Genomic DNA, 23,037 nt, shown 5'->3' on the forward strand with positions numbered 1-23,037 from the left:
TGTGGGAGCTGGCCTGCCAGCGATGGCGTCAGTAGCGCACCATCAATGCCAGCATTCAGTCCGCTCTCGCGAGCAGACTCGCTAACACAGGCGCTGCGCTCTACCGCTTCCGGCACAACGTCAAACCATCGCCCAGCGGCAACAGTGACAAATCAACCCGCGCATCATTCTTCAAAGCCAGATTGAGCGCCTGAATGGCGCGGGTGTCCGCACTCTCGGGATTCGCTTCAAGCACTCTCCCGCTCCACAGCGTATTGTCGAATATCGCCAGACCGCCGACGCGCAGCAAGCGCAACGCGTGTTCCAGGTAGCTTGGGTAATTGGCTTTGTCGGCGTCGATGAAGATCAGATCGAAATGCTCGGGCTTGTCGATCTGACCCAGCGTTTGCAGCGCCGGCGCGAGGCGTAGGTCGATTCGAGCGTCCAGTCCGGCTTCCTGCCAGTAACGCTCCGCGATGTCGTTGTAATCCCCTGGCATGTCACAGCAAATCAGCGAGCCGTCCTCCGGCAGCGCTGCCGCCATGCACAGCGCGCTGTAGCCGGTGAAGGTGCCGACTTCCAACACACGCTTGGCTCCGATCAGTTTTACCAGCAACGCGAGAAATTGTCCCTGCTCCGGCGCCACCTGCCAGCGGGCCATGGGCATCGCCTGGGTTTCGTCGCGCAGACGCTTGAGCAACGGCGTTTCCCTCAGGGAAACGTCGAGCAGGTATTGATAAAGGGAATCGTCGAGGTTGAGCGTGCGAGCGGTCATGACAACCTCTGACGGTTAAGGGTTGCGCGCCAGGTGCTCAGGTTGCAAAACGCGCTTGGCGCTGAGGTAGGCTTTCTGCCAGTAAGCTTTCGACAAGCTATCGAGCTTCACCGTCCCGCCCGTGGCGGGCGCATGCACAAAGCGGCCTTCGCCGACATAGATCCCGGCGTGGCTGACTTGTGAGCCGCCGTTGGTGGCGAAGAAAATCAGGTCACCGGTCTGCAGGCCTTCCTTGCCGACACTGGCGGCTTGCATGCTGATCATCTCGCGGGTGGTGCGCGGCAGGGCGATGCCGGTGACGTCACGGTAGACGTAACCTATCAGCCCGCTGCAATCGAAACCTGAGTCCGGGGTGTTGCCGCCCCAGCGATAAGGTGTGCCGACAAGGCCCAACGCTCGGAACAGCACGTCCTGAGCTTCGGGTGAAAAATCCTGCGCCGGAGCGAAGACGATGGGCGCGCGAACCACCGGCGCGGGCGGCGGCGGTGTGCGGCTGGCGCAGGCGCTCAGCAGCGCGGCGAAGATCATGATTGCGAGGCGGGCCGACATGGTCATGGGCAGAACATCCTGATCTGGCTGCGGCTTTTTTCCACCGTAATGGCAGAAAACAAAACCGCCAACGCGAGGCGCAGGCGGTTTGCCATTAATAATAGATCGGATTCTAGCGGCTACGCGGCAAACTTCAAGTAAGACTTTAACTTCGCCTTACAAAGTGTCCGCCTACTCCGTTGCAGAGAGGCGTTGCTCGCCACCGGAGTGGCGATTCTAGACACTTATTTGCGCGCAGTGACCACGGTAGGGGCCATTGCGAGTGCGCGTTTGGCCTCGATGAAAGTCTTGCTCCAGTAGCTGTCACCCAGGCTGTCGACCCGGACACCACCACTGCGGCGGCTGCTGGAGTGGATAAACTGATTGTCACCCAGGTAGATCCCGGCGTGACTGACACGGCCGCGACGACCGTTGGTCGCGAAGAACAGCAGATCACCCGGCTTGAGGTTGCCGCGCGAAACCAGCGGCGCATCAACGTTGATCATTTCACGAGTTGAACGTGGCAGATTCAGCCCGGCTTCTTCGCGAAACAGGTAGCCAATGAAGCCGCTGCAATCGAACCCGGCCTCGGAGGTTCCGCCGAAACGGTAACGGGTACCGATCAGGGACATGCCGCGTTCAAGGATGCTGTCAGCCAGAACCGGAAGCTGGTAAGACTTGCCGTCGGCAAAGGTCGCCAGTTCCTTGTCGGTCGCGAGCTCTTGCTGGTCCAGTTCGCGCTGGAAAAGTATCGAAGACGACTGGGCTGTAACCGAGTTTCTAACCTGCTGCTGAGGCGCCTGCTCGACCACTGGAGTATGGGCGGCGCAACCGAACAGAAGGGTAACGAGTGCGAGAGGCACGAGGGGTGCGAAGCGATTTAGCATGGGCACGACCGTGGCTGAGAGAGGTGAAGAAGCCGCGACTATGCCCGCTATCATCCTCATTTGCAAATTCAATCGAACTTTATGTGACTTCCCTGTTCCGGCTCAACATCTAAGCGCGAATCCCCAATTTAGACCGTTCGCAGCCTATAACCTGTAGGAAAGCGGGCTTTTTGACGTCTGAAAACTGCCGATCCCACGCAAAATTCTGCTTTTACCAGCCTAAAGTTTCTTTCAGAAACGGGATGGTCAGCTTGCGCTGAGCTTGAAGTGACGCTTGGTCGAGTCGCTCCAGCAGCTCGAACAGCGCACTCATGCTGCGAGTTCCACGGGTCAAAATGAAATGCCCCACTTCGTCGGTCAGATGCAGTCCGCGACGGGATGCGCGCAGCTGCAGCGCACGCAATTTGTCTTCGTCGGAGAGGGGGCGCATCTGGAAGATCAGCGCCAAAGTCAGGCGGGATTTGAGGTCCGCCAGCTTCACTGGCAACTCCCTTGGTGAAGTCGATGCCGCGATCAGCAGACGCCGACCGCTGTCGCGCAGTCGGTTGAACAGATGGAACAATGCCTCTTCCCAATCTGCACGACCGGCAACCGCCTGCAGGTCATCCAGGCACACCAGTTCGTACTGTTCGAGGTTGTCGAGAATGCTGATGCCGCGATCCAGTAACTCAGCCAGCGGCAAGTACACCGCCGGTTCACCCAACTGTTCGAAACGCAGGCAGGCGGCCTGCAACAGATGCGTGCGCCCTACCCCGTCCTTGCCCCAGAGATAAATCAGGCTCTCGGTCCAACCGGCGTCGGCTTCGCAAAGCCGCTCGACATAGCCGAGTGCAGCGGCATTGGCGCCTGGGTAGTAGTTGATAAAGGTTGCGTCGTCACGCAGACGCACACCTAAGGGCAGCTGAATCGGTTTCATCCTGACTGAACAGTTCCAAGGGAACCGTTAGTGGCCTCTGTGTAAAGTTTGCGAAGTTTATACCCGTGAAGCTGGCCGCACAATGCGACAGACCACAAGCAAAATCAATGGTTTGCGTAATTGCTGCGGTTTGGTGACCGTTTCATTGGCGGTGTCAGGGTAACACCGCAAGCGTTCAGACCAGCCCGTCAATCAACCGGACTGGCCTGTTATCACTACCGAACGACCTTACAGTTTAGGATCCTCGGCACCGCTGTACATTTCCGAATCCTTGTACAAATCATGCACATGACGCACCAGCACCATGATCACTGCAGCCACTGGCAGTGCGAGCAATACGCCGGTGAATCCGAACAATTCACCACCGGCCAGTATCGCGAAAATCACTGCTACCGGGTGCAGGCCGATGCGGTCGCCGACCAGCAAAGGCGTCAGCACCATCCCTTCCAGCGCCTGACCCACCATGAATACCGCAACGATGCCGATCATTGGATAGAGGTCGCCACCGAACTGGAACAGGCCGGCAATCAATGCCGCGCCGATGCCGATGACAAAGCCCATGTACGGCACGATTGCCGCGAGCCCGGCGATCAGTCCGATCAACAACCCAAGCTCCAGGCCAACAATCATCAAGCCCGCTGCGTAAATGATGCCCAGGGCCACCATCACCAGCAACTGCCCGCGTATGAACGCGCCCAGTACTTCATGACATTCGCCGGCCAATGTGACGATCCGCTCTTCCCGGTCGCGCGGCAGCAGGCTGCGGATCTTGGCCATCATGAGGTCCCAGTCCCGCAGCAGATAAAAGGCCACCACCGGGATCAGCACCAGGTTAGCCAGCCAGCCGATCAACGCCAGGCCCGAAGCCGTCGCCTGACTCAGCACCACACCCACAATGTCGGTGGTCTGCCCCATGTGTTCGCTGATGGCAGCCTTGAGCTTGTCGAACTTCCAGAAACCATCCGACAGACCAAACTTAGACTGGGCCCAAGGCAACGCGCTGTGCTGCAACCAGTCGAGCATCTGAGGCGCCAGCTCGTACAAACGGATTAACTGCTTGGCGAGCATCGGCACCAGCACCAGCAACAGCGCGGTAAAGATCAGCGTGATCAGCGCGAACACTGCCACCACCGACCATGTGCGGGACAAACCGGCCTTTTCCAGACGATCCACCAGCGGGTCGAACATGTAGGCCAGCAGCAGCGCCACCAGAAACGGCGTGAGAATCGGATGTAACAGCCACAGGAATGCGCAAAGCAGGACCAACCCACCGAGCCAAAACCAACGCCGCGTATCGGCCATGTAAAACTCCTGCTTTATATAAGGAAAGAAAATCTACCAACGGAAACGCAATTGCGGCGTCACCACCGGGGCTGGCGCTTGGACAGGTGCGGTACTGCCGTCCACGGGCTGAACCGGTGCGACTGGCGCAGGTACTTCACCGGCAGGCACTTCCAGCAGTTTTGCCAGTGACAGTTGCGCTCGCAGCTGCTCGGCACTGCCATTGACCCGATAAAGAATTCGGTCGCCGTCAACACTTTGCAGGCGCCCACGAAACGGTTCGAGCAAGCGGCCCAGTGTGGCATAACGCTCAAGATTCATGCCCTGCACTTCCAGCAGTTGCTCGCCGCTGGCTCCCGGCTTGACCACAAAACGCGGCGCGAGGCGTTGATTGACGGCCAGCATGACCGCATCGGCCAGCGCAGCCTGATCCGCGCCCTCAACACTGCCCGCCTCCTTCTTGTCGCCGAGCCACAGTTGCCATTTCGCCTGCCACTGACCGCCCTCCTCGCGGGCATGCACCGCCAGCAAGGCGTCGGCATTGTAACGGTCTGATGCATCGCGCAACGGTGCAGGGTCGGCGCCTTCCAGATTTGGCGCAGTGGCCACCAACTGCTCACTCAGGTCGGCCAGCGGCAAACGCAGCGGCAAACCACGATGCTGAGCCGCCCGACGCAGCGGCGCGGCACTGGCCTGACCGTCGCCCACCAGGCTCGAGCCTTCGGTGGAATCATTCAACCACCAGCTCAGGATCGACGGCCGATTCGCGCCCCACAGCGACAAGCCGGCGCGACGCAAGGCTGCCTGGGTAGATGCCGGATCGAAGTCGACTTTCAGTACCTCCGGCGGCCCGGCTTCAAAACCGTATTGACTGATGATCTGCTGCGGATCTTTCTGAATCGCGGCCAGGCCCGGATTCTGTGCGGCCTTGGGATCGCCGGTCAGACGCGTTACCAGCGTTTCCAGCGCTCGCTGGGTTGCCTGGGTACGCTCTTCGGGCGCCTGACTGCTGACAGGCTCGCGCACTTGATAAAGGCCTTTAACGGTTTCTGCCTGACTGGCCAGGCTGATCAGGGACAAACATCCTGCAAACAACAATCCGGAAAAACGCATGGAAGATTCCTGACGACAAGGGCGGCTGGAACAGGCCGCGTGAAGACAATCGAGCAAGGCTGTGACCATCGCCCCGCGCAAAACATTCACACGTCCCGGGTAAGTTTTCGCACTGCCCTAACGATAGACGGTAATGGCGTCACCTTATACCGCCTTAAGCATTGCAAACCGCTCGCACCCTGAAGCTTTTTTTGAGCGGATATGTCCCTGCCGTCGGCGTGAGGATGGCCGCTGTCCCTCAAGCCTGATAAAATCGCGCGCCTTCGCAGACCGGCAATAGCCGGGCACCCTGAAATGCGCGCATGGCAGCTGCCTTCGTCTGTTTCGGCGGTCCCACTGGACCTGGTCGTTACCCCTGAATCCCCCCTAAAGGCCTGGATCATGAGCAAGCAACCCTCCCTGAGCTACAAGGACGCCGGTGTAGACATCGACGCCGGTGAAGCATTGGTCGAACGCATCAAGAGCGTCGCCAAGCGCACTGCGCGCCCGGAAGTCATGGGCGGCCTGGGCGGTTTCGGCGCCCTCTGCGAAATCCCGGCCGGCTACAAACAGCCTGTGCTGGTTTCCGGCACCGACGGCGTGGGCACCAAGCTGCGTCTGGCGCTGAACCTGAACAAGCACGACAGCATCGGCATCGACCTGGTTGCCATGTGCGTGAACGACCTGGTGGTTTGCGGCGCCGAGCCACTGTTCTTCCTCGATTACTACGCCACCGGCAAACTCAACGTTGAGACCGCGACCCAGGTCGTGACCGGCATCGGTGCTGGCTGCGAATTGTCCGGCTGCTCCCTGGTCGGCGGCGAAACCGCTGAAATGCCGGGCATGTACGAAGGCGAAGACTACGACCTGGCCGGCTTCTGCGTTGGCGTCGTGGAAAAATCCGAAATCATCGACGGCTCGAAAGTCGCTGCCGGCGATGCCCTGCTCGCCCTGCCGTCTTCCGGCCCGCACTCCAACGGTTACTCGCTGATCCGCAAGATCATCGAAGTGGCAGGCGCCGACATCGAAAACATCCAGCTCGACGGCAAGCCGCTGACCGACCTGCTGATGGCCCCGACCCGTATCTACGTGAAGCCGCTGCTCAAGCTGATCAAGGAAACCGGCGCGGTCAAGGCCATGGCACACATCACCGGTGGCGGCCTGCTCGACAACATCCCGCGTGTTCTGCCAAAAGGCGCACAAGCGGTGGTTGATGTCGCAAGCTGGACCCGCCCTGCCGTGTTCGACTGGCTGCAAGAGCAAGGCAATGTCGACGAAAACGAAATGCACCGTGTACTCAACTGCGGCGTCGGCATGGTTATCTGCGTGGCTCAGGAGCACGTTGAAACTGCGCTGAACGTACTGCGTGAAGCCGGCGAGCAGCCTTGGGTGATCGGCCAGATTTCCACTGCTGCCGAAGGCGCGGCTCAGGTCGAGCTGAAGAACCTTAAGGCTCACTGATGCCAGCAACTTGTGATGTCGTGGTGCTGTTGTCCGGCACCGGCAGTAACTTGCAGGCCTTGATCGACAGCACGCGGACCGGCAACAGCCCGGTTCGCATCGCTGCGGTGATTTCCAACCGCGCCGACGCTTACGGCCTGCAACGCGCCAGGGATGCGGGCATCGAAACCCGCTCCCTGGATCACAAAGCGTTTGAAGGCCGCGAGGCCTTCGATGCCGCGCTGATCGAACTGATTGACGCCTTCAACCCCAAACTCGTGGTCCTGGCCGGATTCATGCGCATTCTCAGCGCTGACTTCGTGCGCCATTACGCGGGCCGCCTGCTTAACATCCATCCCTCGCTGCTGCCCAAATACAAAGGGTTACACACCCACCAGCGTGCGCTGGAGGCCGGTGACACTGAACATGGCTGCTCCGTGCACTTCGTCACCGAGGAACTCGATGGCGGACCACTGGTCGTACAGGCAGTAATACCGGTAGAGTTGCAGGATTCGCCGCAGAGTCTGGCGCAACGAGTCCACACCCAGGAACACCTGATCTACCCGATGGCTGTGCGCTGGTTTGCCGAGGGTCGTTTATCGCTCGGCGAGGATGGTGCTTTACTGGATGGCAAGTTACTTGCGCCCAGCGGCCACTTGATTCGAATCTAGGAGATATTATGCGTCGCGCCCTGCTCCTCGCTTGCGCCCTGCTCGCCCTGCCTTTTGCGCAGGCTGCAGACCTTCAACCTTTCTCCGCCAGCTACACCGCCGACTGGAAACAGCTGCCCATGAGCGGCACCGCCGAGCGCAGCCTGACCAAGGAAGCCAACGGTGTCTGGAAGCTCAGCTTCAAGGCGTCGATGATGATCGCCAGCCTCACCGAAGAAAGCACTCTGACCGTCGACAAGGACGCTCTGCTGCCTCAGTCCTATCACTTCGAGCGTGGCGGCCTGGGTAAAGCCAAGAAGGCTGACTTGGATTTCGACTGGACCAACAAGATGGTCACCGGTACCGATCGCGGCGACGCGGTCAAGATCCCGCTGAATCGCGGCATGGTCGACAAATCCACTTATCAGTTGGCGCTGCAACATGACGTGGCCGCTGGCAAGAAGAGCATGAGTTATCAGGTCGTCGATGATGGTGAAATCGACACTTATGACTTCCGTGTGCTGGGTTCGGAGAAAGTCGATACCAAGGCTGGCCAGATCGATGCGATCAAGGTTGAGCGAGTACGGGATCCGACTCAAAGCAAGCGCACTACCGTGCTGTGGTTTGCCAAGGATTGGGATTATCTGTTGGTTCGTTTGCAGCAGGTTGAGACGGATGGGAAGGAGTACAACATCATGCTGCTTGATGGGACTGTTAACGGGAAGGCTGTAAAAGGTAGCTGAGTGGCCGCTTCGCTGATGATGTCGCTGTGGGTGTTCGGTTCGGCCTGATCCTCGCGAATGTTCTTGGTCCACTGTAGGAGCAAGCTTGCTCGCGATAGCTGACATTTAGGCGCTTGAGATTTTCTTGGTGTACATATCCATTTTTGCCGTGACGGCTTGTATTTGTTTCGCTCTTACAGCGAGTCACTTGGAAAAGCCTGCGCGGCCCGACACCAAGTAACCAAGTGCTCTTGCCCCTGACGTCCGGTGGCTCGCTTAGGCTCGCCATGCCTTCGCTCCGGCCCTGCTCCGTGGGCACGCTGCCATCGGCCATCCATGGCCGGCGGCAGCTAACCCGGCATCCTTGCCGGGTTGCCCACTGCGCAGAACCTCCACTCAGCCTCCCGACGGTGCGCTAACAGCCACAGCCGCCGAGGCGGCCTGATAGCCGGCCTGACGGTTAGCCAGGCTGGGAACGATCATCAACAAAGGCCTTGAAAAGAGATGGCTGTATAAGCGGACCCGATATCAGCCATGACATAGCAGACGGAATAGGACCCCACTCCAACCGAAAACTCAGATCCGCCCCAACGCCCGCGCCAAATCCGATCTCAAATCCTCAACATCCTCAACCCCCACCGACATCCGCACCAGCCCATCACCAATCCCCAGCTGCGCCCGCGTTTCAGGCGGAATACTGGCATGCGTCATGATCGCCGGATGCTCGATCAAACTCTCCACCCCACCCAAACTCTCCGCCAACGCGAAAATCTCCACGGCCTCAAGAAACCGCCGCGCCCCGGCCAGATCGCTGTTCAGATCAATGGAAATCATCCCACCGAAACCGCGCATCTGCCGCCGCGCCAGCTCATGCTGCGGATGCGACGCCAGCCCTGGGTAATAAACCCGCGACACCTGCGGCTGAAGCTCCAGCCACTGCGCCAGCTCTAGCGCATTGCTGCAATGGCGCTCCATGCGCAGCGCCACCGTCTTCACCCCGCGCAATGTCAGAAACGCATCAAACGGCCCGGCAATCGCCCCGACCGAATTCTGCAAAAAACCCAACCGCTCGGCCAAATCGGCGTTCTGCCCGACCACCGCAATACCGCCAATTACATCGGAGTGACCGTTCAAATACTTAGTGGTCGAATGCACAACGATGTCAAAACCGAGCTCCAGCGGTCGCTGGATCCAAGGGCTGGCGAAGGTGTTGTCGGCCACGCAGATAATCCCGCGATCACGGCAAATGCGCGCGACGGCGGCGAGGTCGGTGAGGCTGAGCAAGGGATTGCTCGGCGTCTCGACCCAGACCATCCGCGTGTCCTCCTGCAGCGCCGCTTCGAAGGCAGACAAATCGGTCAGGTCGACAAAGCTGAAGCGATGCCCGGCGCTGTGCTTACGCACTTTGTCGAACAACCGAAAGGTGCCGCCATACAAATCATTGCCCGACACGACGTGCGCGCCGGCATCGAGCAGTTCCAGCACATTGGCAATCGCCGCCAGCCCGGACGCGAAGGCAAACGCCTGAGTGCCACCTTCCAGATCCGCCACGCATCGCTCCAGCGCAAAACGCGTCGGGTTATGCGAGCGCCCGTAGTCAAACCCCTTGTGCACACCGGGGCTTTGTTGCAGGTAGGTGGAGTTGGCGTAGATCGGCGGCATCAGCGCCCCGGTGGTCGGGTCCGGCACTTGCCCGGCGTGAATCACCCGGGTGGCAAATGCGCGCGGTGCGCCGGTTTCGTCGTGTTGACTCATGCCAGCGATCTCCTTAAGTGATTGAGCAGGTCGACCCGGGTAATCAAGCCATGAAAACCCGAAGAATCGGCAATGATCGCCACCAGGCCGCGGTCGAGTTCAGCCTGCAGCCGCGACAGGCTGGCGCCGGGCGGCAGGGTCTGGACCTTGTCGGTCATCGCGCTGGCGACGCTCATGCGAAAGTGCGAAGCGTCCTCCTGCATGCCGAGCAAAATGTCCGACTCGTCGATAACCCCGACCAGGCGCTGGCCGTTTTCCAGTACCGGCAGTTGCGAAACATCTGCCAGGCGCATGCGCTGGAAGGCCGTGAGCAACGTATCGTCCGGGCCGACACTGATCACCCTGCCGTCCTCGAAACGTCGCGCGATCAAATCGCGCAAATCACCGTAATGCTTGTACTGCAGCAGGCCTTGATCGTTCATCCACTGGTCGTTGTAGACCTTCGACAGGTAACGGGTGCCGGTGTCGCAGACAAAACTCACCACCCGCTTCGGTTCGGTTTGTTCGCGGCAATAGCGCAACGCCGCCGCCAGCAAGGTACCGGTCGACGAACCGCCGAGAATGCCTTCGGCGCGCAGCAGCTGACGGGCGTGATCGAAGCTTTCTTCATCGCTGATCGAATAGGCGTGGCGCACGCTGGACAGGTCGGCAATCGAGGGGATGAAGTCTTCGCCAATGCCTTCAACCGCCCACGACCCGGGTTTACCGACGGTGCCGCTGCGGCTGTATTCGGCCATCACCGAACCGACCGGATCAGCCAGGACCATTTCCAGATCTGGCTGCACACGGCTGAAAAAACGGGTGAGCCCGGTCAACGTGCCCGCCGACCCCACGCCGACGACGATGGCATCCACGTCGTGTTGAGTTTGCGCCCAGATCTCCGGCGCAGTGCTGCATTCATGAGCCAGCGGGTTGGCCGGGTTGTTGAATTGATCGGCGAAAAACGAGTCGGGAATATCTTCCGCCAGGCGCGCCGCCACATCCTGGTAATACTCGGGATGGCCCTTGCCGACATCGGATCGGGTGATATGAACCTCGGCACCCATGGCTTTCAAGTGCAGGATTTTTTCAGTCGACATTTTATCCGGCACCACCAGCACCACCCGGTAACCCTTGGCGCGGCCGACCAGCGCCAGGCCAAGACCGGTGTTGCCGGCCGTCGCTTCGACGATGGTGCCGCCGGGCCGCAGGCGACCGTCGCGTTCGGCGGCATCAATCATCGCCAGCCCGATGCGATCCTTGATCGATCCACCGGGGTTCTGTGATTCGAGTTTGAGAAACAGCGTACACGGACCGGTGTCAAAACGATTGACCCGAACCAGTGGCGTGTTGCCGATCAGTTCGAGCACTGCGGGGCGTAAATCATTCGGCATGGCGTCACCTCGCTGCGGAGAATCCGCACTGGATGGACTGAACCCAACGACCCGCCATCCAGTACGTGTCGCCGGCAATACCTCGTTTGGACCATAGGCCCGGATGACGACCCCCGCAACCGTCGCGAGCCAGCCAGTGGATCAACGGGCCGTGTCAGCGCACCGTGCGCGGCAGGACCGCAAGGAAATTATCCCGCGCGACTTTTCGCGCGACTTCCTCAGGCAAAGCATCAAGAAACGGTTTGAAGCTGTGCAGTTCCTGACCGAGCTTGTTGAATCGTCCTACTACGTCCGAGCCGAGCATGAAGCGCTCAGGGAAACGCTCTACCAGGCTCAGCCACTCTTTGCGTGGCGTGCCCTGCTCGTCCAGCAGGTAAGGCGTGAGCATGCTCCAAGACAGGTCGATAAACAGATTGGGATAGGCCTCAAGCATGCGGGTCAGCGTCGGCAGCAGAAAATCCAGCTGAGTCTGGTGCCGGTGAATCTCCGCACTGGTGCCGGCGTGCGCCCAGATAAAACGGGTGTGCGGATGATTGCGTAGCGGCTCTTCGATTTCTGCCAGGTACAGCGGATTGCGCTCACGCTTGGAGGTGATATTAGAATGCACCATCACCGGCAAATCGTTTTCGGCAGCAAGGTGGTAGATCCGCGTCATCGCTTCGTTATTCGCCCGTGGCGTGTCGCCGGACGTCAGAGCGGTCAAGTCGTCGTGGCGGGTGAACACTTCGCCGATGCCCTGCCATAGCCCGGGATTGAGATCGAGCATGCGCTGGATGTGCGCGGCAGAGTTTTTGTCGTTGGGATTGAAGCCAGACAGGAACGGGTGAAAATACGGGCGCTGTTCGGGAGTCAGTTTGTTCACTGCGGCGGCGACAATCACGTCCGTCGCACTGTACCAATAGGCATCGGCGTCATCACCGGCGTAATAACGCGGGCGCTTGGGTTCATCTTCGTGCCATTTCTTCGCCACCGGAATGCCGGAAATCATTACATGCTCGATGCGATTTTCCTTCATCGCCGTGAGTAATTTCGGCATGCCGGCGCTTTCCTGGAAAAAATCCACATAATGCAGGTGCGCATCGCTGTAGGCGTATTCGCGGGCGCTGGCATTCGCGCAGCAAAAAGCCAACAGGCAGGCAACACTGGAGCGAATCAGGGGCACGGGCGATCTCCGAAAGTCAGGAACAGCGTAGACCCCGCCGCCCCATTGAGGGTTCACCGATACAAACCCTTGGAACGCGGTTGCGTGAGAATGCTCTATAACTTCAGGGCGCCCAGCCACCGCGCGCGCTCAACATCGATCGTTTTCCTACATCCTGCGAGGTTTCACATGACTGTCACCGTCAACACCGTAACCGCCGAAGGTCTTCGTCACAGCGTGCAGATCGATGAGCACGAACTGTTTACCGACGCCCCTACCACCGCAGGCGGTGAGGGCTCGGCACCGGAGCCGCACGATTATTTCGATGCCGCACTGGGCGCCTGCAAAGCGCTGACCCTGAAGATGTACGCCAAGAAGAAGGACATCCCGCTGACCGGCGTCACCGTCGAAGTCAAACGTGATAACAGCGAAGAACAGAAAGGCAAATACGCCCTGCACGTCAAGCTGACTTTGAAAGGTGTGCTCACCGATGCTCAGCGCGATGAATTGCACCGCGTGGCCGACCGCTGCCCTATCCACAAGCTGATGACCACTACCGACGTCAGCATTGAAACTCATTTGTCCGAGGGCGCCTTCAGCCAATAGCGGCAACGTCCGGGCCGGCGGGTTATGCTTCATGCGTCACCCGCACAGCCTGGAATGCACCATGAACACTCCGCTCGTGATTCGCCCCCGCGCCGAAGATGTCGAAGGTCAACCGATTCTTCGCCCCTTGCCATCAGCCAAGTGCCGCAGCGTCGGGCCCTTCGTGTTTTTTGACCATATGCTCGAGACTGATTACCCGGCCGGTAAAGGCATGAACATCCGCCAGCATCCGCACATCGGGCTGTCCACCCTCACCTACCTGTTTCAGGGGCAGATCCAGCACAAAGACAGCCTCGGTTCCGATCAAGTCGTGGACGCCGGCGATGTCAGCTGGATGACGGCCGGCAGCGCGATTGCCCATGTTGAGCGCACACCGCAAGTACTGCTGGAAAGCGGCTTCAGGATGCATGGCTTGCAAGTCTGGCTCGCGTCCCCCCGAGAGCATGAACAGGGTCCGGGGCACTACAGCCATCATCCGGCGGCAACCTTGCCGGTCAGCGATAACCTGGGCGTGCGAATTCGCATGATAGCCGGCTCAGGCTTTTGTCTGGAATCGCCGGTCCCGGTGCTTTCTCCTACGCTGTATGCCGAATTGCACCTGCAGACGGCGACGACATTGCTGATCCCGACCGAACATGAAGAACGCGCGCTGTATGTGCTGAGCGGTGCAGCGCAGCTGGAAGACGAGCTGATCGAGCCGCACGCCTTGGTGGTGTTGCCTGCCGGGGAGGAGCTGACCTTGTTCGCTGAAAGCGACTGCCACGCCGTGCTGTTTGGCGGGGCTGCGCTGGACGGACCACGACGGATCAACTGGAATTTCGTCGCCAGTGACCCGACTGCGATTGATGAAGCGCGGCGCCGCTGGGCCGCCGGCGACTGGCCGACAGTGCCGGGGGAGATAGAGCGCATCGAATTGCCGTAGTTGTGTACTGAGCTTAAAGACGCCTTCGCGAGCAGGCTCGCTCCCACAAGGATTGGTGGCGGATGCGCAGTCGGTGGATGACACAGAAACCCTGTGGGAGCGAGCCTGCTCGCGAAGAGGCCTGAAGAACAGTGTCTGCGCAACAACCCGTTAGGGATCAGGGTCGAGGAGTCAAAAAAAAACCCGCCGAAGCGGGTTTTTTCTTACCTGCCGATTAGACCGACAGTTCAACCAGCAGCTTGTTGAGACGGCGCACATAAGCGGCCGGATCTTTCAAGCTGTCGCCGGCGGCCAGCGCCGCCTGATCGAACAGGATGTGCGAGAGGTCGCCGAAGCGCTCTTCACTCTGCTCGTTGTCGAGTTTCTCGATCAGCGGGTGAGCCGGGTTGAATTCGAAGATCGGCTTCGATTCCGGGACCTTCTGCCCGCTGGCTTCGAGGATCTGGCGCATTTGCATCCCCAGGTCCTGTTCGCCAATGGCCAGAATCGCCGGGGAATCGGTCAAACGATGCGAAACCCGCACTTCAGCGACAGAATCGCCCAGTGCAGTTTTCAGACGTTCAACCAGACCTTCCTTGGACTTGGCGACTTCTTCCGCGGCCTTCTTGTCCTCTTCCGAGTCCAGGTTGCCGAGATCCAGGTCACCACGCGCCACGTCAACGAAGCTCTTGCCGTCGAACTCGCTGAGGTAGCTCATCAGCCACTCGTCGATACGATCGGTCAGCAGCAGCACTTCGATGCCTTTCTTGCGGAAGACTTCCAGGTGCGGGCTGTTTTTGACCTGCGCGTAGGTTTCGCCGGTGAGGTAGTAAATCTTGTCCTGACCTTCCTTGGCACGCGCCAGGTAATCGGCCAGACCCACCACTTGCTCACCTTCGTCGCCGGTGGTCGATGCGAAACGCAGCAGACCGGCAATTTTTTCCTTGTTGGCGAAGTCTTCAGCCGGGCCTTCTTTCATGACCTGGCCGAAGTTCTTCCAGAAGCTCTTGTACTGCTCAGGCTCGTTCTTCGCCAGTTTTTCCAGCATGTCGAGAACGCGCTTGGTCAGCGCCGACTTCATGGAATCGATGATCGGGTCTTTCTGCAGGATTTCCCGCGACACGTTCAGCGACAGGTCGTTGGAATCCACCACACCTTTGATGAAGCGCAGGTACAGCGGCAGGAACGACTCGGCCTGATCCATGACAAAGACGCGCTGCACATACAGCTTCAGGCCTTTCGGCGCTTCGCGCTGGTACAGATCGAACGGAGCGCGGGCCGGCACATACAGCAGCGAGGAATATTCCAGCTTGCCTTCGACCTTGTTATGGCTCCAGCTCAGCGGGTTCTCGAAGTCGTGGGCGACGTGCTTGTAGAACTCCTGATATTCCTCGTCCTTCACTTCAGTGCGAGGACGGGTCCACAACGCGCTGGCGCGGTTGACGGTTTCCCATTCGGCGGCAGGTTGCTCTTCACCTTCAGCAGCGGCGACTTCTTTCGGCAGCTCGATCGGCAGCGCGATGTGGTCGGAGTACTTTTTGATGATGTTGCGCAGGCGCCAGCCGTCGGCGAATTCGTCTTCGCCGGATTTCAGGTGCAGAACAATGCGAGTACCACGATCGGCTTTCTCGACAGTGGCAATTTCGAACTCGCCTTCGCCTTTTGAGGACCAGTGCACGCCTTCGCTCGCGGCTTGGCCGGCACGACGGCTGAACACGTCAACCTTGTCGGCAACGATGAATGCGGAATAGAAACCGACACCAAACTGACCGATCAGGTGCGAATCCTTTTTCTGATCGCCGGAGAGGTTTTTCATGAAATCGGCAGTGCCCGATTTGGCAATGGTGCCCAAATGGGTGACCGCGTCTTCGCGGCTCATGCCGATGCCGTTGTCTTCGAGGGTGACGGTGTTGGCGTCCTTGTCGAAGCTCACACGGATTTTCAGCTCGGCGCCACCTTCCAGCAACTCCGGCTTGGAAAGTGCTTCAAAACGTAATTTGTCGACAGCGTCAGAGGCGTTCGAGATCAATTCGCGAAGGAAAATTTCCTTGTTGGAATACAGCGAATGGATCATGAGGTGCAGCAGTTGCTTCACCTCGGTCTGGAAGCCCAGGGTTTCCTTTTGAGTTTCCACACTCATGGTCATCAAACTCCAATCAGATGGCAGTGGCCGCGACCTTCAGGGTCGGCGGCGGGTTGTCATCAAAGTTGGGGGCTGAGATCAGGATTTCAAGGGCTCTTCGATTTTGAAATGTGCGCGGGCGGTAGCAATGGGCTCCGATTCGACGCTTTGCCAGGCTGTCACCGCCACGTTAGCCACGCGCCGCCCCTGGCGACAGACCTGACAGCGGGCCCAGGTGTCGCGAAATTGCCCGGCACGCAAATAGTCCAATGAGAAGTCGATGATCTTCGGCACGCCCGGCGAACCGGTGGAAATCAGCAAATGCAGGGCGGCGGACAATTCCATGAAACCGGCGATCACACCACCATGGATCGCCGGCAGAATAGGATTACCAATGTTGTCCTTGTTGGCTGGCAGCCGAAACAGCAGCTCGTCGCCGACCCGCGAGCATTCGATGCCGATCAGCCCGGCGTAGGGAATCATCTGCAGCAGCGGTGCGTAGTCGCCCAGCGCGTGGGCCTGTTGCAATTGCTCCTTGAACGTATCGGTCATTGCGCGTTCCCGGCGATGGCGCCGCCAAAACCTTTAGTGCCCTTGACGGCTTTGCCCATGCGCATAAATGTACCCACTACATGTGCGATGGGTTGCTCCGGGTCGTCCTGGTAGGCGAAACCGCGAGCGAAGATCACGTCGGTCGTGACCCGGTAGCACTGGGCGAATCCGTACACATCTTTATGGGGTTCGGCGGCGTGCATGTAATCGATGCGCAGATCGAGGGTCGGACAGACTTCGAATTCTGCCAGCACGCACAGGGTCGACATGCCGCACGCCGTGTCCATCAACGACGTCAGTGCCCCCCCATGAATCACTCCGGTGCGCGGGTTGCCGACAATTTTTTCGCTGTATGGAAGGATCACAGTCAGTCCTTCATTGCTGGCGCTGTGTACACGCAGCCCAAGCACCTGACAGTGCCGCAACGCCGACAGGAACCGTGTCGCACGCTCAAAAACGGGGTTCTCAGACATATGATAAACATTCTCGTTAGAGCCGATAATAAGCAACATGCCAAGCGGCAGAAGTCCCACTGAAAAACAATCTTATATATCTGAACAAATTGAGGAACTTAACCGGAAGGGCCATGCTCGAAAGGCCAGTAGATATTTTCCATAAGGAGATCCACCCCATGCGTAAGACTTTTGCTATTGCCTTGATGTTGACCGCTTCCCTCGGTCTCGCTGCCTGCGATAAAAAATCCGAGGACAAAGCTCAAGATGCCAACGAACATGCTGAGCAGGCTCAGCAGGACATGAACAAAGCACAGGATAAAGTGAACGACGCTGCGAAAGAAAACGCTGAAGCTGCCAAAGCTCAGGCCGAATCGAACGAAGCGGCAGCAAAAGAAGAAGCACCTAAAAACTGATTCAGTTTTTAGCGTGATAAAGAAAACCCGCCAAGTGCGGGTTTTCTTTTGTCTGCATTTTTGAAGTAGGGCTTAGAGCGAAACAGTTCTAAAAGTCGGACTAATCATCAACAACAGCGAACACACTAGTCCGACCACCCACACTAGACTGCGCTGCCAGGCCAGATCTGCCCAATAGCACAGCAGGTAGATTATTCGCGCTAGCACAAACATGATCGCCAGCGTATCAATCAACCACCCCGCCGTTTGCGTGGTATGCGCCATCAAGACCCCCGCTGCAAACAGGATAAATGCCTCGATACTGTTTTGATGCGCCGCCAACGCGCGTGCACCGAAGCCAGTCAGTTGCGCCTGTTGTTGGCGTGGCAGGTGATTGTTGTAGCCGCCCTGCTCTTTCATCGCCTTCGCCACCGGCATGCGGGCCACATAGATCAGCAATGCACTAACAAACACACACCAGAACGGAATACTCATCAAACAGCCTCTTTGTTTGCATCAGGCAAAGGTGCCTCTGTAGGTGTATACACCATCACGTCGAGCACATCGGAGTGAAACTCGCGGCGGTACAGCACCATTACGACGCCAGCACTCATCAGCATGAACAGCCACGGGCTGACGAACCAGGCCAGCATGGTCATGCCGAAGTAATAAGCACGCAGGCCGAAGTTGAACTGGTTGGCCGCCATGGAGATGACGCGAGCCGCACGGGCGGCGAAGGCTTTACGCTCCTGCTCGGACACATGGCGCTCCCCCACCATGGGCGCAGAGCCGATCAGGATCGCCGCGAAGTTGTACTGACGCATACACCAGCTGAAGGTGAAGAACGCATAGACGAACACCATCGCCAGGCACAACAGCTTGATTTCAGACATACCCCGGGACGCCTGCTGCACCATGGGGATGTCTGCCAGCAACGACACCGCACGTTCGGACGCGCCCAGCACGGTCAGAATACCGGCCAGAATGATCAACGTGCTGGAGGCGAAGAACGAGGCGTTACGTTCGAGATTGCCGACAACGCTGGCATCGGCGATGCGGTTGTCGCGCAGCAGCATGCGGCGCATCCAGTCCTCCCGATACAGGTGCAGCACACTGGCCAGGCACGCCGTATCGCGGCCCTTCCACGTTGCATAACGGGTATACCCACCCCAGCAAATGACGAACCAGACGGCGGCGAGAATGTGGATCAGGTTGGCTTGGATGAACGACATGCGGGTCCTTTTGATGTGTTTGCGTTGAAACAGAACCTTGTGGGAGCGGGCTTGCTCGCGAAGACGGTGAGTCAGTCGACTTCGATGTTGAATGATAAGCCGTATTCGCGAGCAAGCCCGCTCCCACAGGTGATTTGCGTGTGTTCGACGTTAGCTCAAGCGAAAAGACACTGCACCACGCGCAAAAAAAATGCCCCGTATCGATTGATACGGGGCATTTCCATTCTTTGCAGAGAGCTGCTCAAGCCCGCTTGTGGCGGGCAGAAAAGCAGTTTAAGCCAGAGCTTCTTCGCGTTTGCCCAGCAGGCGATCGCAGATCACCGCGACCACCAGCGTCATCACCGACGGTACCAGCCACGCCAGGCCCTGCTCGCTGAGCGGCAGCTGGGTCAGTTGCGTCGGCATCCAGCCCGCCAGACCTGCGCCCTTGAGCGCATCGATCAGGCCGAAGATGAACGACACCAGCATCACCGGACCGACGATACGGGTCTGCTCATTCCAGAAATCCTTGCAAAAGCTCAGGGCCACCAGCGCGATGCACGGCGGATAGATCGCCGTCAGCACCGGGATCGAGAACGCAATCAGGTTGGTCAGGCCGAGGTTGGACACCAGCAGGGAGAACGCAGCGAGGATGATGACCAAGGTCTTGTAGGACAGCGGCAGCACACGGCTGAAGTACTCTGCGCAAGCACAGGTCAGACCGACCGCCGTCACCAGACACGCTAGGGAGATCAGCACAGCAAGGAAACCGCTGCCCAAAGAGCCAAAGGTGTGCTGCACGTAGGCGTGCAATACCGCCGCGCCGTTGGTCGCACCGGCAGCCACTTCATGGCTGCCCGAGCCAAGACGGAACAGGCTTACATACACCAGCGCCAGACCGACACCGGCGATCAGCCCGGCGATGATCGCGTAACGGGTGATCAGCGCCGGAGACTCGACACCGCGCGAACGAATGGCATTGACGATGACGATGCCGAACACCAGTGCGCCGAGGGTATCCATGGTCAGGTAACCATTGATGAAGCCTTGGGAAAACGGTGCTGCGACATATTCCGGCGTCGCTACGCCGATATCACCGGCCGGCAACGCGAACGCCGCAATGCCGAGCATCGCCAGGGCGATAATCTTCAGCGGCGCGAGGAAACGTCCTACGGTATCCAGCAACCGACCTGGATACAGCGAAATGAAGAACACGAGCAGGAAGTACACGGCGCTATAAAGGAACAGCGCCAAAGGGCTTTCGCCGGTCAGCGGCGCCAGACCGACTTCGAACGACACGGTCGCCGTGCGCGGTGTAGCAAACAGCGGGCCTACAGCGAGGTAGCAGGCTGCCGCGAGGATGCCGCCGGCCACCTTGCCGATCGGGCTGCTCAAGGCATCCATTGCGCCGCCGACTTTCGCCAACGCCACCACAGTGATCACCGGCAGACCGACCGCAGTGATCAGAAAGCCTAACGCTGCCATCCAGACATGAGGCCCGGACTGCAAACCGACAATAGGCGGGAAGATGATGTTGCCAGCCCCGACGAACAGGGCAAACGTCATAAAACCAAGCGCCAGGATGTCCTGACCTTTCAACACTTTCATTGGGGAAATACCACACTACTGAATCGGAATTTAGAGATGGATTTCCCTTATGGGTGAGGGAAATGCTGTCGAACCGCATAGGCCCGACCCTTTAGCGCGAAGCTTCCTTGTGGGACGCGGACGCAAAAATGGCGGCTAGCCTAACGAATTTGCACGACAAACGCACTGTTGCAGGGCGAACATTCCGATCTGCGACATTTCTGTGTCGCATTTACATATATAAAGGTCAAAAGATCGCAGGCTCGTTGCACTCGACAGCTCCTACACAATCCGACAAGATTTCGGATTTCCCGTAGGAGCTGTCGAGTGCAACGAGCCTGCGATCTTTTTAATCTTCGAAAACAACAAAGGCCACCCGAAGGTGGCCTTTGTCTGGTGAAGCGTCATTCAAGAACTGTCCAAGACTACTGCCTTTAGCTTGCGGCTTAAGGCTTGCAGCTTGAAACTGCTCTTACTTAACAGCCCAACCGGTCAGCTCGGACAAAGCCTTGCCGATATCTGCCAGCGAACGCACGGTTTTCACGCCTGCGTCTTCCAGGGCAGCAAACTTCTCGTCTGCTGTGCCCTTGCCGCCAGAGATGATTGCGCCAGCATGGCCCATGCGCTTGCCCGCAGGGGCAGTCACACCAGCGATGTAGGAAACAACCGGCTTGGTCACGTGTGCCTTGATGTAAGCAGCCGCTTCTTCTTCAGCCGAACCGCCGATCTCACCGATCATTACGATCGCTTCGGTCTTCGGGTCTTCCTGGAACAGCTTCAGGATGTCGATGAAGTTCGAACCCGGGATCGGGTCACCACCGATGCCGACGCAAGTCGACTGACCGAAACCAGCGTCAGTCGTCTGCTTGACAGCTTCGTAGGTCAGGGTGCCGGAACGGGAAACGATACCGACCTTGCCTGGCAAGTGAATGTGACCTGGCATGATGCCGATCTTGCATTCGCCTGGAGTGATCACGCCTGGGCAGTTAGGACCGATCAGGACTACGCCCAGCTCGTCGCACTTGACCTTGGCATCCAGCATATCCAGGGTAGGAATGCCTTCGGTGATGCAAACGATCAGCTTGATGCCGGCGAAAGCAGCTTCCAGGATCGAATCTTTGCAGAAAGGAGCCGGAACGTAGATCACGCTGGCGGTAGCGCCAGTTTGAGCAACAGCGTCTTTCACGGTGTTGAACACTGGCAGACCCAGGTGCTCGGTACCGCCCTTGCCCGGAGTTACACCACCAACCATCTTGGTGCCGTACTCGATGGCTTGCTGGGTGTGGAAACTACCTTGCGAACCGGTGATACCCTGGCAGATAACTTTGGTGTCTTTATTGATCAGGACGCTCATTATTTGCCCTCCGCAGCTTTAACGACTTGTTGAGCAGCGTCGGTCAGGCTGGTTGCAGCGATGATGTTCAAACCGCTTTCTGCCAGTACTTTAGCGCCCAGCTCAGCGTTGTTGCCTTCAAGGCGAACAACAACCGGGATTTTCACGCCGACTTCTTTCACTGCACCGATGATGCCTTCGGCAATCATGTCGCAACGAACGATGCCGCCGAAGATGTTGACCAGTACTGCAGCGACGTTAGTGTCGGACAGGATGATCTTGAACGCTTCGGTAACGCGTTCTTTGGTAGCACCGCCGCCCACGTCGAGGAAGTTGGCCGGTTTGCCGCCATGCAGGTTGACGATGTCCATGGTACCCATGGCCAGGCCAGCACCGTTGACCATGCAACCGATGTTGCCTTCCAGCGCTACGTAGTTCAGTTCGAACTTGGCAGCGTGCGCTTCGCGCGGATCGTCTTGCGACGGATCGTGGAAAGTCTTCAGCTTAGGCTGACGGTACATGGCGTTGGCGTCGATGTTGATCTTGGCGTCGAGGCAGTGGAGATCGCCGTCAGCCTTGATCACCAGCGGGTTCACCTCCAGCAGAGCCAGGTCGTGATCCTTGAACAGTTTGGCCAGGCCTACGAAGATCTTGGCGAACTGGGCAACCTGCTTGCCTTCCAGACCCAACTGGAATGCCAGCTCGCGACCCTGGAATGGCTGAGCACCAACCAGTGGATCGATAGTGGCCTTGAGAATTTTCTCAGGAGTATCGTGAGCGATTTTCTCGATGTCCACGCCACCTTCGGTGGAAGCCATGAACACGATGCGACGGCTCGAACGGTCAACGACAGCGCCCAGGTACAGCTCTTTAGCGATATCAGTGCACGATTCAACCAGGATCTTGGTGACTGGCTGACCATTGGCGTCAGTCTGGTAAGTCACCAGACGCTTGCCCAGCCACTGCTGTGCGAACGCTTTGGCGTCTTCTCTGCTGCGAACCAGCTTAACGCCGCCCGCTTTACCGCGACCACCGGCGTGAACCTGGGCTTTGACAACCCACTCGCTGCCGCCAATCTTGTCGCACGCTTCTGCTGCTGCTTCCGGAGTGTCTACTGCGTAACCGGTCGAAACTGGCAGGCCGTATTCAGCGAACAGCTGCTTACCCTGATACTCGTGAAGATTCATGCTTATTACCGTCTTCGTTAGGTACTGCGCATTCGGTGCTGCACTTGTTCAAGTGCCGCACCACCTGTGACTGCTGCTTGCGTAGCCTTTCCGGACAACCGGTGCAGCTACGCAAGGCTGCGTCCAGCGGATATTCCGCGGTGAGCTTTGCA

At 58.6% G+C, this 23,037-nt stretch carries 23 protein-coding genes; 6 read left to right on the forward strand and 17 right to left on the reverse strand.

What is annotated here, in order from left to right:
• Window positions 1-100: 100 nt before the first annotated feature.
• The 6 genes from ACYZTS_RS24240 to ACYZTS_RS24265 form a co-directional block, all read right to left on the reverse strand.
• Window positions 101-754 (reverse strand): O-methyltransferase, encoded by a 654-nt coding sequence (locus ACYZTS_RS24240; RefSeq protein WP_461992610.1) that lies wholly within the window; start codon window positions 752-754, stop codon window positions 101-103.
• A gap of 15 nt (window positions 755-769) precedes the next feature.
• Window positions 770-1,309: a C40 family peptidase gene (locus ACYZTS_RS24245; protein ID WP_028621673.1), complete on the reverse strand. Its 540-nt coding sequence runs from the start codon at window positions 1,307-1,309 to the stop codon at window positions 770-772.
• Between the two features lie 218 nt (window positions 1,310-1,527).
• Complete coding sequence (locus ACYZTS_RS24250) at window positions 1,528-2,169, reverse strand: C40 family peptidase (RefSeq protein WP_461992612.1); 642 nt, start codon at window positions 2,167-2,169, stop codon at window positions 1,528-1,530.
• A gap of 211 nt (window positions 2,170-2,380) precedes the next feature.
• On the reverse strand, window positions 2,381-3,085 hold the full coding sequence (gene hda, locus ACYZTS_RS24255; RefSeq protein WP_010456804.1) for a DnaA regulatory inactivator Hda: 705 nt from the start codon (window positions 3,083-3,085) through the stop codon (window positions 2,381-2,383).
• A 228-nt stretch (window positions 3,086-3,313) separates the two neighbouring features.
• Window positions 3,314-4,387 (reverse strand): AI-2E family transporter, encoded by a 1,074-nt coding sequence (locus ACYZTS_RS24260; protein WP_028621675.1) that lies wholly within the window; start codon window positions 4,385-4,387, stop codon window positions 3,314-3,316.
• Between the two features lie 33 nt (window positions 4,388-4,420).
• Window positions 4,421-5,479, reverse strand: coding sequence for a DUF2066 domain-containing protein (locus ACYZTS_RS24265; RefSeq protein ID WP_461992614.1), 1,059 nt, complete (start codon window positions 5,477-5,479; stop codon window positions 4,421-4,423).
• Window positions 5,480-5,860: 381 nt separating this feature from the next.
• On the opposite strand from ACYZTS_RS24265, the gene purM reads away from it, so the two are divergent.
• From purM to ACYZTS_RS24280, 3 genes are read left to right on the forward strand one after another with little or no spacing between them, the layout of a single operon-like run.
• Window positions 5,861-6,919, forward strand: coding sequence for a phosphoribosylformylglycinamidine cyclo-ligase (gene purM / locus ACYZTS_RS24270; RefSeq protein ID WP_028621677.1), 1,059 nt, complete (start codon window positions 5,861-5,863; stop codon window positions 6,917-6,919).
• Entirely contained in the window at window positions 6,919-7,569 is a 651-nt protein-coding gene (gene purN, locus ACYZTS_RS24275; protein WP_461992617.1) for a phosphoribosylglycinamide formyltransferase, read from the forward strand. The genes purM and purN overlap by 1 nt, the downstream gene beginning before the upstream one ends.
• Window positions 7,570-7,577: 8 nt before the next feature.
• Window positions 7,578-8,291, forward strand: coding sequence for a DUF3108 domain-containing protein (locus ACYZTS_RS24280; RefSeq protein ID WP_028621679.1), 714 nt, complete (start codon window positions 7,578-7,580; stop codon window positions 8,289-8,291).
• Between the two features lie 555 nt (window positions 8,292-8,846).
• On the opposite strand, the gene ACYZTS_RS24285 is transcribed toward ACYZTS_RS24280, so the two are convergent.
• The 3 genes from ACYZTS_RS24285 to ACYZTS_RS24295 all read right to left on the reverse strand — a co-directional run bounded on the left by ACYZTS_RS24285 (window position 8,847) and on the right by ACYZTS_RS24295 (window position 12,560).
• Window positions 8,847-10,025, reverse strand: coding sequence for a cystathionine gamma-synthase (locus ACYZTS_RS24285; protein WP_461992619.1), 1,179 nt, complete (start codon window positions 10,023-10,025; stop codon window positions 8,847-8,849).
• Window positions 10,022-11,398 (reverse strand): pyridoxal-phosphate dependent enzyme, encoded by a 1,377-nt coding sequence (locus ACYZTS_RS24290; protein ID WP_461992621.1) that lies wholly within the window; start codon window positions 11,396-11,398, stop codon window positions 10,022-10,024. Before ACYZTS_RS24290 ends, ACYZTS_RS24285 begins: the two co-directional genes overlap by 4 nt.
• Window positions 11,399-11,552: 154 nt before the next feature.
• Window positions 11,553-12,560, reverse strand: a complete 1,008-nt coding sequence (locus ACYZTS_RS24295; RefSeq protein WP_028621682.1) for an amidohydrolase family protein — start codon at window positions 12,558-12,560, stop codon at window positions 11,553-11,555.
• Between the two features lie 168 nt (window positions 12,561-12,728).
• Between ACYZTS_RS24295 and ACYZTS_RS24300 the strand changes: the two genes are divergently transcribed.
• Both ACYZTS_RS24300 and ACYZTS_RS24305 read left to right on the forward strand, forming a co-directional pair.
• A complete protein-coding gene (locus ACYZTS_RS24300; RefSeq protein ID WP_028621683.1) occupies window positions 12,729-13,145 on the forward strand; it encodes an OsmC family protein in 417 nt (138 codons plus the stop codon).
• 61 nt (window positions 13,146-13,206) lie between these two features.
• Entirely contained in the window at window positions 13,207-14,067 is an 861-nt protein-coding gene (locus ACYZTS_RS24305) for a pirin family protein (protein ID WP_028621684.1), read from the forward strand.
• 214 nt (window positions 14,068-14,281) lie between these two features.
• Here the strand turns inward: ACYZTS_RS24305 and htpG are convergent, their stop codons facing one another.
• The 3 genes from htpG to ACYZTS_RS24320 all read right to left on the reverse strand — a co-directional run bounded on the left by htpG (window position 14,282) and on the right by ACYZTS_RS24320 (window position 17,193).
• Complete coding sequence (htpG, locus tag ACYZTS_RS24310; protein ID WP_461992624.1) at window positions 14,282-16,186, reverse strand: molecular chaperone HtpG; 1,905 nt, start codon at window positions 16,184-16,186, stop codon at window positions 14,282-14,284.
• Window positions 16,187-16,267: 81 nt separating this feature from the next.
• On the reverse strand, window positions 16,268-16,720 hold the full coding sequence (locus ACYZTS_RS24315; protein ID WP_028621686.1) for a PaaI family thioesterase: 453 nt from the start codon (window positions 16,718-16,720) through the stop codon (window positions 16,268-16,270).
• Complete coding sequence (locus ACYZTS_RS24320; protein WP_461992626.1) at window positions 16,717-17,193, reverse strand: PaaI family thioesterase; 477 nt, start codon at window positions 17,191-17,193, stop codon at window positions 16,717-16,719. The genes ACYZTS_RS24315 and ACYZTS_RS24320 overlap by 4 nt, the downstream gene beginning before the upstream one ends.
• Before the next feature lie 158 nt (window positions 17,194-17,351).
• On the opposite strand from ACYZTS_RS24320, the gene ACYZTS_RS24325 reads away from it, so the two are divergent.
• Entirely contained in the window at window positions 17,352-17,588 is a 237-nt protein-coding gene (locus ACYZTS_RS24325) for a hypothetical protein (RefSeq protein WP_028621688.1), read from the forward strand.
• A 72-nt stretch (window positions 17,589-17,660) separates the two neighbouring features.
• Here ACYZTS_RS24325 and ACYZTS_RS24330 read toward each other — a convergent pair whose 3' ends face one another.
• The 5 genes from ACYZTS_RS24330 to sucC all read right to left on the reverse strand — a co-directional run bounded on the left by ACYZTS_RS24330 (window position 17,661) and on the right by sucC (window position 22,885).
• Complete coding sequence (locus ACYZTS_RS24330) at window positions 17,661-18,062, reverse strand: MAPEG family protein (RefSeq protein WP_461992630.1); 402 nt, start codon at window positions 18,060-18,062, stop codon at window positions 17,661-17,663.
• Window positions 18,062-18,799, reverse strand: coding sequence for a DUF599 domain-containing protein (locus ACYZTS_RS24335; protein WP_461992632.1), 738 nt, complete (start codon window positions 18,797-18,799; stop codon window positions 18,062-18,064). Before ACYZTS_RS24335 ends, ACYZTS_RS24330 begins: the two co-directional genes overlap by 1 nt.
• Window positions 18,800-19,072: 273 nt before the next feature.
• Window positions 19,073-20,386: a branched-chain amino acid transport system II carrier protein gene (brnQ, locus tag ACYZTS_RS24340; protein ID WP_461992634.1), complete on the reverse strand. Its 1,314-nt coding sequence runs from the start codon at window positions 20,384-20,386 to the stop codon at window positions 19,073-19,075.
• A 451-nt stretch (window positions 20,387-20,837) separates the two neighbouring features.
• Window positions 20,838-21,719 (reverse strand): succinate--CoA ligase subunit alpha, encoded by an 882-nt coding sequence (sucD, locus tag ACYZTS_RS24345; protein ID WP_028621692.1) that lies wholly within the window; start codon window positions 21,717-21,719, stop codon window positions 20,838-20,840.
• Window positions 21,719-22,885 carry an ADP-forming succinate--CoA ligase subunit beta gene (gene sucC, locus ACYZTS_RS24350; protein WP_028621693.1) on the reverse strand — a complete coding sequence of 389 codons (1,167 nt, stop codon included), beginning with the start codon at window positions 22,883-22,885 and terminating at the stop codon, window positions 21,719-21,721. The genes sucD and sucC overlap by 1 nt, the downstream gene beginning before the upstream one ends.
• Window positions 22,886-23,037: the final 152 nt, after the last annotated feature.

Source organism: Pseudomonas sp. TMB3-21 (assembly GCF_054898145.1).

What these genes read in the sequence shown, in the direction of transcription:
- ACYZTS_RS24240 (WP_461992610.1), bottom strand. Translation starts at nt 754, where the DNA reads ATGACCGCTCGCACGCTCAACCTCGACGATTCCCTTTATCAATACCTG.
- ACYZTS_RS24245 (WP_028621673.1), bottom strand. Translation starts at nt 1,309, where the DNA reads ATGACCATGTCGGCCCGCCTCGCAATCATGATCTTCGCCGCGCTGCTG.
- ACYZTS_RS24250 (WP_461992612.1), bottom strand. Translation starts at nt 2,169, where the DNA reads ATGCTAAATCGCTTCGCACCCCTCGTGCCTCTCGCACTCGTTACCCTT.
- hda (WP_010456804.1), bottom strand. Translation starts at nt 3,085, where the DNA reads ATGAAACCGATTCAGCTGCCCTTAGGTGTGCGTCTGCGTGACGACGCA.
- ACYZTS_RS24260 (WP_028621675.1), bottom strand. Translation starts at nt 4,387, where the DNA reads ATGGCCGATACGCGGCGTTGGTTTTGGCTCGGTGGGTTGGTCCTGCTT.
- ACYZTS_RS24265 (WP_461992614.1), bottom strand. Translation starts at nt 5,479, where the DNA reads ATGCGTTTTTCCGGATTGTTGTTTGCAGGATGTTTGTCCCTGATCAGC.
- purM (WP_028621677.1), top strand. Translation starts at nt 5,861, where the DNA reads ATGAGCAAGCAACCCTCCCTGAGCTACAAGGACGCCGGTGTAGACATC.
- purN (WP_461992617.1), top strand. Translation starts at nt 6,919, where the DNA reads ATGCCAGCAACTTGTGATGTCGTGGTGCTGTTGTCCGGCACCGGCAGT.
- ACYZTS_RS24280 (WP_028621679.1), top strand. Translation starts at nt 7,578, where the DNA reads ATGCGTCGCGCCCTGCTCCTCGCTTGCGCCCTGCTCGCCCTGCCTTTT.
- ACYZTS_RS24285 (WP_461992619.1), bottom strand. Translation starts at nt 10,025, where the DNA reads ATGAGTCAACACGACGAAACCGGCGCACCGCGCGCATTTGCCACCCGG.
- ACYZTS_RS24290 (WP_461992621.1), bottom strand. Translation starts at nt 11,398, where the DNA reads ATGCCGAATGATTTACGCCCCGCAGTGCTCGAACTGATCGGCAACACG.
- ACYZTS_RS24300 (WP_028621683.1), top strand. Translation starts at nt 12,729, where the DNA reads ATGACTGTCACCGTCAACACCGTAACCGCCGAAGGTCTTCGTCACAGC.
- ACYZTS_RS24305 (WP_028621684.1), top strand. Translation starts at nt 13,207, where the DNA reads ATGAACACTCCGCTCGTGATTCGCCCCCGCGCCGAAGATGTCGAAGGT.
- htpG (WP_461992624.1), bottom strand. Translation starts at nt 16,186, where the DNA reads ATGAGTGTGGAAACTCAAAAGGAAACCCTGGGCTTCCAGACCGAGGTG.
- ACYZTS_RS24315 (WP_028621686.1), bottom strand. Translation starts at nt 16,720, where the DNA reads ATGACCGATACGTTCAAGGAGCAATTGCAACAGGCCCACGCGCTGGGC.
- ACYZTS_RS24320 (WP_461992626.1), bottom strand. Translation starts at nt 17,193, where the DNA reads ATGTCTGAGAACCCCGTTTTTGAGCGTGCGACACGGTTCCTGTCGGCG.
- ACYZTS_RS24325 (WP_028621688.1), top strand. Translation starts at nt 17,352, where the DNA reads ATGCGTAAGACTTTTGCTATTGCCTTGATGTTGACCGCTTCCCTCGGT.
- ACYZTS_RS24330 (WP_461992630.1), bottom strand. Translation starts at nt 18,062, where the DNA reads ATGAGTATTCCGTTCTGGTGTGTGTTTGTTAGTGCATTGCTGATCTAT.
- ACYZTS_RS24335 (WP_461992632.1), bottom strand. Translation starts at nt 18,799, where the DNA reads ATGTCGTTCATCCAAGCCAACCTGATCCACATTCTCGCCGCCGTCTGG.
- brnQ (WP_461992634.1), bottom strand. Translation starts at nt 20,386, where the DNA reads ATGAAAGTGTTGAAAGGTCAGGACATCCTGGCGCTTGGTTTTATGACG.
- sucD (WP_028621692.1), bottom strand. Translation starts at nt 21,719, where the DNA reads ATGAGCGTCCTGATCAATAAAGACACCAAAGTTATCTGCCAGGGTATC.
- sucC (WP_028621693.1), bottom strand. Translation starts at nt 22,885, where the DNA reads ATGAATCTTCACGAGTATCAGGGTAAGCAGCTGTTCGCTGAATACGGC.